The sequence below is a fragment of the Bradyrhizobium sp. JHI2711 genome, from assembly GCF_056156565.1.
This window is the reverse complement of the sequence record NZ_JBPZPT010000002.1, coordinates 786,365-798,345: the sequence shown is the minus strand read 5'-3', so window position 1 is coordinate 798,345 and position 11,981 is coordinate 786,365. Positions and strand designations below refer to the sequence as shown.

Genomic DNA, 11,981 nt, shown 5'->3' with positions numbered 1-11,981 from the left:
TTGAGGAGGATGTTGGGCTTATGATTGGGCGGCGGCAAGCTGCTCCGCCATCAGGCGGTGCAGCATGTTGATCGCCTTGAGCGGACGCACCATCACCTTGAAGTGGGTGATGCGCCCCTCGCTATCGAAGCTGATGATGTCGACGCCGTTGATCTCGATGCCGTCGATGACATTCTTGAATTCGAGCACCGCGCCATTGTCGCTGCGCCACTCGCCGACATAGGTGAAGCCGGGGCCGCCGAGCACCTTCTCGGCGCTGGAGAGGTATTTGAAGGTGATGTCGCGGCCGCGCTGCGGCGTATGCACGACCGGGCTTTCGAACACGGCATCGGGATGCAGGAGGTCCCAGAGCGCGGTGCGGTCGTGAGACTTCATGTAGGCGTACCAGGAATCGAGGCCGGTCATTCTCAGGTGCCTCCCTAGGCTAAGGGCAAAAGTGCGAAAACAACCCCATGCACAGTAGCGAGGAGATTGATTTCACTTCATTATTCAGTCGGGCCTGTGGCCCGCCTGCACGCTGCCTCATATGCACATTGACGCATATGCGCCGATGCGCATAAAGTCAAGCAACTTGGTCAAACCTAAAGAAGGGGGCCGGTCATGGCACTGGGCGACGCAATCCTCGCATGCCTGACGGAACGCCCGATGACGGGCTACGAACTCGCCAAGACGTTCGATTCCTCGATCGGCTTCTTCTGGAAGGCCGACCACCAGCAGATCTACCGCGAGCTCTCCAAGCTGCGCGACCGCGGCTACATCCAGGGCCGCGAGGTCGTGCAGTCAGGCAAGCCCAATAAACTGATCTATACGCTGACTCCCGAGGGCCGAACAGCACTGCGGCACTGGGCCGCGCGGCCAAGCACGCCGCCCTCGATCAAGGACGACCTCCTGGTGCGGCTGCATGCGCTCGACAGCATCGACATCGAGCCCATGCGCACCGACCTGATGGCCCGCCTGGAGCACCACCGCGACCGCCACGCCAATTACGAGCGCATCCTGAAGAAGCGCTTTCCCGACGGCACGGCGGAAGGCCGGCTCGATCTCGGCAATCTGCTCCTGCTCCAGCTCGGCGCCCGCCACGAGCAGATGGTGGCCGACTTCTGCGAGGAGGCGCTGGAAGCGCTGTCGGCGATGAGCGGCAAGGCGACGGTGGTACCGCTGGAGGATAGCAAGCGCGAGAAGGGCTGAGGGCGCCGACGTTACGCGAGCCCTTTCCGCCTCCTCGCTGTCATCGCCCGCGAAGGCGGGCGATCCAGTATTCCAGAGACGGCGCGGCTAGAGCCGAGGAGCCGCGGCGTACTGGATGCCCCGCCTTCGCGGGGCATGACACCGGTTTGTTTCGGGACCGGATGAGCGACACAACACCGCCCCCCAGCTCCCCCCGCCCAACTTTAAGACAGCGGCTCCGCATTCCTTAACTCGTTATTTACCGTAACAGGAAAAAGTCGGTTTTCGAGGCAGACGACCCGCGCCAAATTCGATTGTCTTTGCAACCGGCACGCGTGGGGAAGCTGGAGGCGCCGGGGTGGGGTGCCGAAGTCGGAACCGGACAGAGTCATGAATTCGCGCGTATCGTGGAGTGTCGACGGCATCGATCCATCCGTCCGGGAGCGGGCCGAGGCTGCTGCGCGCCGTGCCGGCATGTCGCTCAACGATTGGCTGAACTCCACGCTCGGCGATACTTCCCCGCCCAACTTCCGCGCATCCTACGATCAGCGTCCGCAGCACGTGCCGAGCCAAGGACCGAGTCAGGAGAGCCGCGAAGTCGCCGACATCCACCAGCGGCTCGACGCGATCACCCAGCAGATCGAGCGGATCTCAAAACCCGCCCCGCGCCAAGACGTCTCAAGACAAGACTCCTCACGACCAGACGTCTCGCGTGAGCAGGGCGTCGCGCGCCAGCTCAACGATGCGATCTCGCGACTCGACGCGCGCCTGTCGCAGATCTCCCGCCCACAGCGGCAACCGGCGCAGCCGCAGGCCCCTCGCCCCACCCCGGCCGAGACGCGTCAGCGCCAGGCCGATGCGGTCGAGCGCGCCGCCGCGCAGGTCTATCGCGGCTCACCACCCCTGAGCCCGGCTTCGTTCGACGTCGCGGTCGCCGAGATCACCGCGCGCCAGAGCGAGCTCGAGGGCTTTGCGCCGCGGCAGATGCCGCCGCGTGCCGCGCCGCCGCTTGCGCCAACGGCTCCTTGCGCGCCGATGGCACCGGCCGCCCCTGCCTATGCGCCGCCGCCACCGCAGCCGGGGCCCGATTTTTCCGCGCTCGAGCGCCATCTGCTCAAGATCACGAGCCAGATCGAATCGCTGCAGCGGCCTGACAATACCGAGCAGGCCATCAACGCCTTCCGCAGCGAGCTTGCCGAAATCCGCGCCGCCATCACCGAGGCGATGCCGCGGCGCGCGATCGAATCGATCGAGAACGAGATCCGCTCGCTGCACCGTCGTATCGACGAGACCCGCTCCAACGGCACCGACGGGCAGGTTCTTGCCGGCATCGAGCGCGCACTGTCCGACATCAAGCAGGTGCTGCGCACGCTGACGCCGGCCGAGCAGCTCACCGGCTACGACGAGGCGATCCGCAATCTCGGCGCCAAGCTCGACCTGATCCTGCGCGCCAATGACGATCCCTCGACCGTCCAGCAGCTCGAAGGCGCGATCGCGGCGCTGCGCGCCATCGTCTCCAACGTCGCATCCAACGAGGCGCTGGCGCGGCTGTCCGAAGACGTGCAGCTGCTGTCGTCCAAGGTCGACCAGATCACCCGCGCCTCCGGCCACGGCGACAGCTTTGCGGTGCTGGAGCAGCGCATCGCGGCGCTCACGGCGGCGCTGGAAACGCGCGAGCGGCCGCAGCCGTCGGAGAGCACCGAGCATCTCGAAGCTGCGATCCGCGCGCTGTCGGACCGCTTCGACCGCATGCAGGTCGGCAACGATTCCGCCTCGACCTTCGCCCATCTCGAGCAGCGTGTTTCCTATCTCCTGGAGCGGATCGAGGCCGCCGCCGATCCGCGCAACGGCAATTTGAGCCGCGTCGAGGACGGGCTGCACGACATCCTCAGGCACCTGGAACGGCAGCAGGCGACCTATGCGGCCCTCGCCGAGAGCCGCAGTTCCGCGCCGCCGCCCGATTCCGGCATGGTCGATCTCGTCAAGCGCGAGCTCTCCGACATCCGCTTCAGTCAGGCCGAGACCAACCGGCACACCCAGGACTCGCTCGAGGCCGTCCACAGCGCGCTCGGTCACGTCGTCGATCGCCTCTCGATGATCGAGGGCGATCTGCGCGCGGTGCGCACCGCGCCGCCTCCCCCCGCCCCACAGCCGATGTCGATGCCGATGGCGGCGCCGATGGAGCAGGCGCCGATGGCGCGCGAGCCGCGGCCGCAACCGCCAGCACAGCCGCCGAAATACGATCCGAAGCCCGAGCTGCCCAATCCAGCTGCCGCGCAGGCGCCGCCGGCTGCCTTCGTCGCCGCACCGCGCGAGTTCCACGCCGCCACCCCCGCCGCACCGCCGCCCGTGCCGGCGGCTCCGCCGGTTCCGCCGCGCGCGATCAGCGAGATCCTGGAGCCGCACACCGCGCGCGCCGCACTCGCGCCGGAGCTGCCGCCGGATCACCCGCTCGAGCCGGGCACACGGCCGGGCGGACGTCTCGCCACGCCGTCGGAGCGCATCGCCGCCTCCGAGGACGCGATCAGCGGAATCGCCGCCGCGCCGAAGGAGCCGGTGTCGTCGTCGAGCTTCATCGCCGCCGCCCGCCGCGCGGCGCAAGCGGCCGCCGCACAGCCGCCCGAGAAGCCGGCCCGCGGCGCCAAGGCCGCGATCGCCCGCGCCAAGGAGAAGGGCCAGGAAGGCGGCTCGACCATCACCTCGAAGATCCGCTCGCTACTGGTCGGCGCGAGCGTGGTCGTGATCGTGCTCGGCACCTTCAAGATGGCGATGAACCTGCTCGAAGGCGGCAGCTCGTCACCGACGCCGCAGGCGATGCAAAACATCCCGAGCGAACCGGCCCCGCAGCCGGCGCCGCCGCCGGTCGAGACCAAGCCAGCCGCGCCCGAGCAGATCACCCCGTCGATGACGTCGCCGACACCGATCGGACGGCAATCGCAGAACAATGCCGCGCCGGCGCCTCTTCCCGGTTCCGGCAGCTCGGCCTCCGTTGAGATCCCGCAAGCGCCTGCCGCGGCGATGCCGCCGGCCTCAAGCGACGTCACCGGCGCGCTGTCGGGCACGAGTCGCGCCAAGCTCGGCGTCGTTCAGGTGCCGCCGAGCGAGAAGCTGCCTGAAGGTATCGGTGGCCCGGCCTTGCGCAGCGCCGCGATGAAGGGCGATGCGACCGCGGCCTACGAGATCGGCGTGCGCTTTGCCGAAGGCAAGGGCGTCGCCACGAATTACGACGAAGCGGCGAAGTGGTACGACCGCGCGGCGCAGGCCGGGGTCGTCCCCGCAATCTTCCGCCTCGGCACGCTCTACGAAAAGGGCCTAGGGGTGAAGAAGGACGCCGACATCGCGCGCCGCTACTACACCCAGGCCGCCGAGCGCGGCAACGCCAAGGCGATGCACAATCTCGCCGTGCTCGATGCCGACGGCGGCGGTCGCGGCGCCAATTACAAGAGCGCGGCGCAGTGGTTCCGGAAAGCGGCCGATCGCGGCGTCGCCGACAGCCAGTTCAACCTCGGCATCCTCTATGCCCGCGGCATCGGCGTCGAGCAGAACCTCGCCGAATCCTACAAATGGTTCAACCTGGCAGCTGCCCAGGGCGATGCGGATGCCGCCGGCAAGCGCGACGATGTCGCCAAGCGCCTCGACCCGCAATCGCTGGCGGCCGCCAAGCTCGCGATCCAGACCTTCAGCGCCGAGCCGCAGCCCGACGATGCCGTCAACGTTGCGACCCCGAACGGCGGCTGGGACAGCGCACCGCAGGCCAGCGCGAAGCCGGCCCCCAAGCAAGTGGCGACGAAACGCTCGGCCTCAGCGGCGCATTGAGCCGCATCGCATTCGATCCGACGCGGAGACACTCCCAACCCTCCCCCGCAAGCGCATGGCTAGCGCATATGACTTGTGGCGGCGGGCTGCGCGCACGCCTCGTCCTTCGAGACGGCGCTAACGCGCCTCCTCAGGATGAGGCTAATCAGCATCAGTGCTCGTTGAAACCGCTGCCGCGCACTCCGCCCTCATCCTGAGGAGCCCGCCCAAAGCGGGCGTCTCGAAGGATGGCCGCAGGAAAAAGCTCCCAAATGCGATAGCCCTGCGCAACCGGGAGACGGCTGGGGGTATTAGCTCGCAGCTTTTGCATTCTGCCGGGAAATCGCTATTTTCCGCGGCCCGGAGGCCCCTGATGTCCGTTATTGATCTAGCCGCAAACCCGAGCGAGTTGCGTGCGCTCGCCGAACAATCCAACGCCTGGCCGTTCGAGCAGGCGAAGGCCATTGTCGCGCGGCTGAAGAAAAGCCCGAAGGACGAGGTGCTGTTCGAGACCGGCTATGGTCCGTCCGGCCTGCCGCATATCGGCACGTTCGGCGAGGTGGCGCGCACCTCGATGGTGCGCCACGCCTTCCGCGTGCTCACCGAGGACAAGGTCAAGACGCGCCTTTTGGCGTTCTCCGACGACATGGACGGCTTCCGCAAGGTGCCCGACAACGTTCCGAACAAGGAGATGCTGGCCGCTCATATCGGCAAGCCGCTGACGCGGGTGCCGGATCCGTTCTCCAACGAGTACCCGTCGTTCGGCGCGCACAATAACGCGCGCTTGCGCGCGTTTCTGGATCATTTCGGCTTCGACTACGAGTTCGCGAGCTCGACGGACTATTATACGTCGGGCCGCTTCGATGCGACGCTGCTGAAGATGCTCGCCGCCTACGACAAGATCATGGCGATCATCCTGCCGACGCTGGGCCCGGATCGCCGCGCGACCTATTCGCCGTTCCTGCCCATCAGCAAGACCACGGGCGTCGTGCTGCAGGTGCCGATGATCCGCCGCGACGTCGCGGCCGGCACGGTGACCTATGTCGATCCCGACACCAACCAGGAAGTCGAGACACCCGTCACCGGCGGCAACGTCAAGTGCCAGTGGAAGGCCGACTGGGCGATGCGCTGGGTCGCGCTCGGCGTCGACTACGAGATGGCAGGCAAGGACCTGATCGATTCCGTGAAGCTGTCCGGCGCGATCGCCAGAGCGCTCGGCAGCACGCCGCCCGAAGGTTTCAACTACGAGCTCTTCCTCGACGAGAAGGGCCAGAAGATCTCGAAGTCGAAGGGCAACGGCCTGACCATCGACGAATGGCTGCGCTACGCCTCACCGGAATCGCTCTCGTTGTTCATGTACCGCGAGCCGAAGGCGGCCAAGCGGCTGTATTTCGACGTCATCCCGCGCAATGTCGACGACTACCAGCAATTCCTCGACGGCTTTCCGAAGCAGGACGGCAAGCAGCAGCTCGGCAATCCGGTCTGGCACATCCACAACGGCAAGCCGCCGACGGGCGACATGCCCGTCACCTTCCAGCTGCTCCTGACGCTGGTGTCATCGTCGAACGCGGAGAACGCCGAGACGCTGTGGGGCTTCATCGGCCGCTATCGGCCCGGCGTGAGTCCGCAGACGCATCCGAAGCTGGATGCGATGGTGGGCTACGCCATCAACTATTATCGCGACTTCGTCGCGCCGACGAAGCAGTTCCGCGTGCCTGATGACAGCGAGCGCGCGGCGCTGCAGGATTTGCGCGATGCGCTGTCGCAGCTGGCGCAGGACGCCTCGGCCGAGGACATCCAGAACGTTGTCTACGAGATCGGCCGCCGCGAGCCGTTCCTCGACCAGGTCAAGAAGGGCAAGGACGGCCGCCCCGGCGTCACGCTGGACTGGTTCAACATGCTCTACCAGGTCCTGCTCGGCCAGGAGAAGGGCCCGCGCTTCGGCTCCTTCGTCGCGGTCTACGGCGTGCAGAACGCGGTCAACATGATCGACGGCGCGCTGGCGAGGAGTGCCTGAGCGACGCCATCACTGGCTCGCCCAGATGATGCGCGCAACCCAGGCGACATCGCTCGCCGCGACCGTTCGCGCCGCCTGTGACGCATCGAGGGGCGCCAACTCCAGGGTCTTTGCCGTGCGGCGCTTCAGGGTCGCAATCGTGATCTCGTCCGTCTTGATCTTGACCACCACGCGATCACCCTTGCGGATCGGCGCCGCAGGCGAGACCAGGATGATGTCACCGTCGCGATAGGCAGGCAGTAGCGCAGCGCCGGAAATCTCCAGCGCAAAGACTTGACCGTCCTCTCCGATCGGAAGCGCGATCTCGGTCCAGCCCCTGCCGGTTGGAAGACCGGCTTCATCGAAGGCGCCGCTCATTCCGGCCTGTGCAAAGCCGAGCAGCGGCACCGAGCCGCGGCCGCTTCCACCGTCGTCATCAATCAGCTTCGCAAAGCTGTCGATCGAGGCGTCGGCCGCCGCCAGCGCTTTTGCGATCGATTCGGTCGAGGGCCAGCGCTCGCGGCCGTCGGCGGTGACGCGCTTGGACCTGTTGAAGGTGGTAGGGTCGAGCCCGGCACGCTTGGCAAGGCCGGACGGCGACAATCCGGCGCGCGCCGCCAGCCGGTCCAGCGCGGCCCAGATCTGGTCGTGAGTCAGCATCCTCTGCGCTTTGGCCTGTCTGACCATGGAAGGTCCAGCCCGTCGCAACTCAGGAAAACTGTCCTCAAATCAACCGGTTTTCCGTTTTTCGCGCAAGAGGCGACCGAGGCGGCGTTCGCAAACGAAGCGGGTAGCCGTTCGCGTCAGGAAAGCGCGCAAAACGGGAATCTGGAGCCCCGTGCCGATTTCATCGGCGCGGAAAAGGCTCTAAGCCTTGAGTTCGGAAGGGGCGGCCTTTACGGTCGCGCCGGGGTTTCGAGGACCCGCGAAAAGCGAAAAAACCCAAGAGACTCAAAGAACAAACAAGGCTGCGGTAGCGGTGGTCAAGATCTACAAAATCTGTCCGGCCTCGGCCTGGCGCGAGGCGGAACGGCAGGGTGTCTACCGGGGCAGCGCAGATGACGCGCGCGACGGGTTCATCCATTTCTCGACCGCGGCCCAGGTTCCCGAGACCCTGCGCAAGCACTATTTCGGGCAGCGCGCGCTGTTCCTGGTCGAGGTCGACGGCGACGCGCTCGGCAGCGAGTTGCGCTGGGAACGCTCGCGCAATGACGAGCTCTTCCCGCATCTCTATGGCGAGCTCGATCTCGGCGCGGTCCTTGCGGTGATGAACCTCAACATGCGCTCCGACGGCAGTCACGATGTTCCGGAGCTGTTGCCGTGATCCGCGCGTTCGACGCCTTTTCGCTGCCGGTGCTGCGCTGGCTCGATCCCGAGGACGCGCATCGCCTCGCGATCCAGGGCCTGCGCTTCCTGCCGCCGGTCAAGCCGCGCGCCGATGATCCCAAGCTCGCGGTGCGCGCCTTCGGGCTGAACTTTCCCAATCCGATCGGCATGGCTGCGGGCTTCGACAAGAGCGCCGAGGTGCCGGACGCGCTGCTGCGGCTCGGCTTCGGTTTCGTAGAGATCGGCTCGGTGACGCCGAAGCCGCAAGCCGGCAATCCGCGGCCGCGGCTCTTCCGTCTCGAGCGCGACGAGGCGATCATCAACCGCATGGGCTTCAACAATGACGGCGCGGAGGCGGCTCTGCGCCGGCTTGCTGCGCGCGCGCAGCACGGCGGCATCGTCGGCGTCAATGTCGGCGCCAACAAGGATTCGCCGGACCGCGTCGGCGACTACGTCAAGCTGATCGAGACCTTCGCGCCGGTGGCGAGCTATTTCACCGTCAACGTCTCCTCGCCGAACACGCCGGGCCTGCGCAACCTTCAGGAAGGCGCGCTGCTCGACGATCTGCTCGCGCGCGTGATCGAGGCCCGCGAGCGTGTCAGGCAGAAGGCCGGCGACACGCCGGTGCTGCTCAAGATCGCGCCGGATTTGAGCCTCGCTCAGCTCGACGACGTCGTGCAGGTCGCGCGCTCGCGCCGGGTCGACGGCATGATCGTGTCGAACACCACGGTCGCGCGGCCGAGCACGTTGCGTGATGAGACGCGGGCGAAGGAGCAAGGCGGCCTGTCCGGCCGGCCGCTGTTCCGCCTGTCGACGCGCATGGTCGCGGAAACCTATGTGCGCGTCGAGGGCGCATTCCCGCTGATCGGCGTCGGCGGCGTGGATTCGGGCGGCGCCGCGCTGACCAAGATCCGCGCCGGAGCCAGTTTGATCCAGCTCTATTCCTCGCTGGTCTACAAGGGCCTCGGCCTCGTCGACGAGATCAAGCGCGACCTGACCTCCACGCTGCTCAGAACGGGGCGGGATTCGCTGTCGGAGATCGTCGGCGCCGACGCGGCGACGCTGACGGCGGAAGACTGGCCGGGGATGTGAGGCGTCCTTCGCCTCTCCTCGCCTGCGCAGACTTCGTAGCCCGGATGGAGCGCAGCGCAATCCGGGAAGCTATCGGCATGGACAAAGCCCCCGGATTACGCTGCGCTCCATCCGGGCTACGGTTCTTCTACGGCTTCACGAACGTCGCGCGATACAGCGCCGGATACCTCGCGCCCTGCAAGCCGCCGCGCGCGACGTAGAACGCGATCAGCGCACTCCACAGGCCGGCATTGCCGAACGATTGCAGCGCCAGCCAGGCGGCGAAGAAGATCGCGAGCGAGAGCAGCATCAGATTGCGCATCTCCCGCGCCCAGGTCGCGCCGACATAGATGCCGTCGAAACCGAAGGCGAACACGCCGGGGAGCGGCGCCAGCACGATGAAGGGCAGGAACTCGCGCGCGGCGCGGCGGACGTCCTCGCTCGCCGTCATGACGTTGATAATGTGAGGGCCGAACGCGGCGAACAGCACGGCGACGACAATTGCGAAGCCGAGCCCCCAGAGCAGCACCAGCCTGGTCGAATCCGCAAATCCCTTGGCGTCGCGGCCGCCAAAGGCGCGGCCGCAAAGCTGCTGGGCCGCATTGGCAAGGCCGTCGAGGAAGAAGGCGCTGACCAGGAGGAAATTGTTGAGCACGGAGTTCGCGGCCAGCGTGACGTCGCCGGCCCGCGCGCCCTTGGCGGTGAAGAACAGGAACACGGCGATCAGCGCCGCGGTGCGGATCAGGATGTCGGTATTCACCGCCAGGAGCCGCATCAGCTTGTCGCGATCGAACAGCGTTGCGCGAGGTATGGCAAAACCGCCGAGCGCATGGCGCCTGCACACGATCACGCCGAGCATGAAGCCGATCGTCTCGGACAGAAGCGCGGCGATCGCCGCGCCGGCAATGCCGGTGTCGTAGACCAGCACCAGCAGGATCGTCGCCACCATGTTGATGAGGTTGATGACGACCTGGAGCGCAAGGGCCGGATTGGCACGGGCCTGCCCGACCAGCCAGCCCAGGATGACGTAATTGGCGAAGGCGAAGGGCGAGGACCAGATTCGGATCATGAAATAGGTCTTCGCGGCCTGCGTCACGCCCTCGCTGCCGCCCATCAGGTCGAACAGTGCGCCTGCCAGCGGCAGCTGCAGCACGATCAGCGCCGCGCCGATCAGGCCGGCGATGATGAAGCCGCGCACCAGGATCACGGTCTGCTCGCGCGTCTCGCCCGCGCCGAGCGCCTGCGCGGTGAAGGCGAGCGTGCTCATGCGCAGGAAGCCGAACAACCAGAACAGGCAGTCGAAGATGACGGAGGCCATCGCGACGCCGCCGAGCAGCGCGGCATCGTCGAGCCGCCCGATCGCGGTGGTCGAGACCACGCCGATCAGCGGCGTCGTGAGGTTCGCGACCATCGCCGGACCTGCAATGGCGAAGACCTGCCGGCTACCGACGCGGTGATGGACGGGTGCGTGCATCTTTCAGAACACGAGCACCATGCCGTCTTCGGCGGCGAGGTGCTCGACCTCGCCCAGGCGCGACAGCATGTCGTCACTCATATGGGTGAGGACGAGCCGCTTGGCGCCGATGTCGGGCAGATGCTGTTCCAAGGTCTTCAGGCTGAGGTGATTCTTGACCACCTTCTCGTACATATAGGCTTCGGCGATGAAAAGGTCCGCGCCATGCGCCAGCGGAATGAGCGTCTCCGTCCATTCGGTATCGGCGCTGTAGGCGAGCGTGCGGCCCTCGGCCGCGATGCGATAGGCGAGGAACGGTCCGCCTGATTCGCCGTGCACGACCGGATAGGGCGTCACATTCACCGCGCCGAAGCGCTGGCTTTGCCCGGGCGCGAGCTCGACCACGTTCAGCTCGAAGCGCGGCTTGGTGTTCGAGGAATGCTCGAACAGCGCCTCCATCACCTCGCGCAGCCGCCTCTCGATGCCTTGCGGGCCCGCGATCGTCAGCGGCCGCGTTCGCCCGGAAAATTGCGCGTCGAGCAGAAAGAACGGCAGGCCGGCAAAATGGTCACCATGGAAATGCGTGATCAGGATCAGGTCGATGTCGCCCCGATCGATCTCGAGCCGCTTCAGCGCCGGCAGCGCCGACGCACCGCAGTCGATCAGGAAGTTCGCTTTGCGCCCCGAGACGTGGAAGCAGGTGTTGAGCCTGCCGCCGGAGCCGAAAGCATCACCGCAGCCGACGAACCGCAATTGCATCGGCTGCGCACTCCCTCAATCCGATCCTTACCTGCCGCGCGGCGCGCCGAACACGCGCGACAGCAGCCAGATCGGAATCACGATGACCGCACCGAGCAGGAAGTAGCGCCACAGCCAGTTCACCGCATCGAAGCCGAGGTCCCACAGCCGCTGGAACAACAGGCGAATGCTGTGGATGATGTTCCAGGGATCGAAGCCGATCGTCGCCAGCACGACGCCGACCAGGATCGAGAGCAGCACCAGGCGGAACGCGACCGCCAGCGGCGAGCCGCCGAGAAAGCGGTGCAGGCCGTCGCTGCGGCCGGCCGGCAAATCTCTGACGTCTTGGACCATCGCAAACTCCTGAAGCGGATTCGAACCCATTATAGGGCACGGCGGGGGACATGGGGAACCCGCAAGGGGCCGTCAATCGGG

General features: G+C 66.6%; 10 protein-coding genes. 5 read left to right on the top strand and 5 right to left on the bottom strand.

Annotated elements, in window-relative coordinates:
- Nucleotides 1-18: 18 nt before the first annotated feature.
- Complete coding sequence (locus ACTEK7_RS16240) at nucleotides 19-405, bottom strand: nuclear transport factor 2 family protein (protein ID WP_036020541.1); 387 nt, start codon at nucleotides 403-405, stop codon at nucleotides 19-21.
- A 195-nt stretch (nucleotides 406-600) separates the two neighbouring features.
- Between ACTEK7_RS16240 and ACTEK7_RS16235 the strand changes: the two genes are divergently transcribed.
- The 3 genes from ACTEK7_RS16235 to ACTEK7_RS16225 all read left to right on the top strand — a co-directional run bounded on the left by ACTEK7_RS16235 (nucleotide 601) and on the right by ACTEK7_RS16225 (nucleotide 6,979).
- Complete coding sequence (locus ACTEK7_RS16235) at nucleotides 601-1,188, top strand: PadR family transcriptional regulator (protein ID WP_225147429.1); 588 nt, start codon at nucleotides 601-603, stop codon at nucleotides 1,186-1,188.
- Nucleotides 1,189-1,557: 369 nt separating this feature from the next.
- Complete coding sequence (locus ACTEK7_RS16230) at nucleotides 1,558-4,983, top strand: tetratricopeptide repeat protein (protein WP_225147430.1); 3,426 nt, start codon at nucleotides 1,558-1,560, stop codon at nucleotides 4,981-4,983.
- Nucleotides 4,984-5,335: 352 nt separating this feature from the next.
- Complete coding sequence (locus ACTEK7_RS16225; protein WP_225147431.1) at nucleotides 5,336-6,979, top strand: lysine--tRNA ligase; 1,644 nt, start codon at nucleotides 5,336-5,338, stop codon at nucleotides 6,977-6,979.
- 9 nt (nucleotides 6,980-6,988) lie between these two features.
- On the opposite strand, the gene ACTEK7_RS16220 is transcribed toward ACTEK7_RS16225, so the two are convergent.
- Nucleotides 6,989-7,645 (bottom strand): S24 family peptidase, encoded by a 657-nt coding sequence (locus ACTEK7_RS16220; protein WP_225147432.1) that lies wholly within the window; start codon nucleotides 7,643-7,645, stop codon nucleotides 6,989-6,991.
- Between the two features lie 292 nt (nucleotides 7,646-7,937).
- Between ACTEK7_RS16220 and ACTEK7_RS16215 the strand changes: the two genes are divergently transcribed.
- Together ACTEK7_RS16215 and ACTEK7_RS16210 are read left to right on the top strand one after the other, a co-directional pair.
- Nucleotides 7,938-8,282, top strand: a complete 345-nt coding sequence (locus tag ACTEK7_RS16215; protein WP_035996479.1) for a DUF952 domain-containing protein — start codon at nucleotides 7,938-7,940, stop codon at nucleotides 8,280-8,282.
- Complete coding sequence (locus tag ACTEK7_RS16210; protein WP_225147433.1) at nucleotides 8,279-9,376, top strand: quinone-dependent dihydroorotate dehydrogenase; 1,098 nt, start codon at nucleotides 8,279-8,281, stop codon at nucleotides 9,374-9,376. Before ACTEK7_RS16215 ends, ACTEK7_RS16210 begins: the two co-directional genes overlap by 4 nt.
- A 127-nt stretch (nucleotides 9,377-9,503) precedes the next feature.
- Here ACTEK7_RS16210 and ACTEK7_RS16205 read toward each other — a convergent pair whose 3' ends face one another.
- Genes ACTEK7_RS16205 through ACTEK7_RS16195 form a run of 3 tightly spaced genes read right to left on the bottom strand, consistent with a single transcriptional unit; the run spans nucleotide 9,504 to nucleotide 11,900 of the window.
- Nucleotides 9,504-10,829 (bottom strand): MATE family efflux transporter, encoded by a 1,326-nt coding sequence (locus ACTEK7_RS16205; protein ID WP_225147434.1) that lies wholly within the window; start codon nucleotides 10,827-10,829, stop codon nucleotides 9,504-9,506.
- 3 nt (nucleotides 10,830-10,832) lie between these two features.
- Nucleotides 10,833-11,567: an MBL fold metallo-hydrolase gene (locus ACTEK7_RS16200; protein ID WP_225147435.1), complete on the bottom strand. Its 735-nt coding sequence runs from the start codon at nucleotides 11,565-11,567 to the stop codon at nucleotides 10,833-10,835.
- Between the two features lie 27 nt (nucleotides 11,568-11,594).
- A complete protein-coding gene (locus ACTEK7_RS16195; RefSeq protein WP_035996474.1) occupies nucleotides 11,595-11,900 on the bottom strand; it encodes a DUF6460 domain-containing protein in 306 nt (101 codons plus the stop codon).
- Nucleotides 11,901-11,981 lie beyond the last annotated feature (81 nt).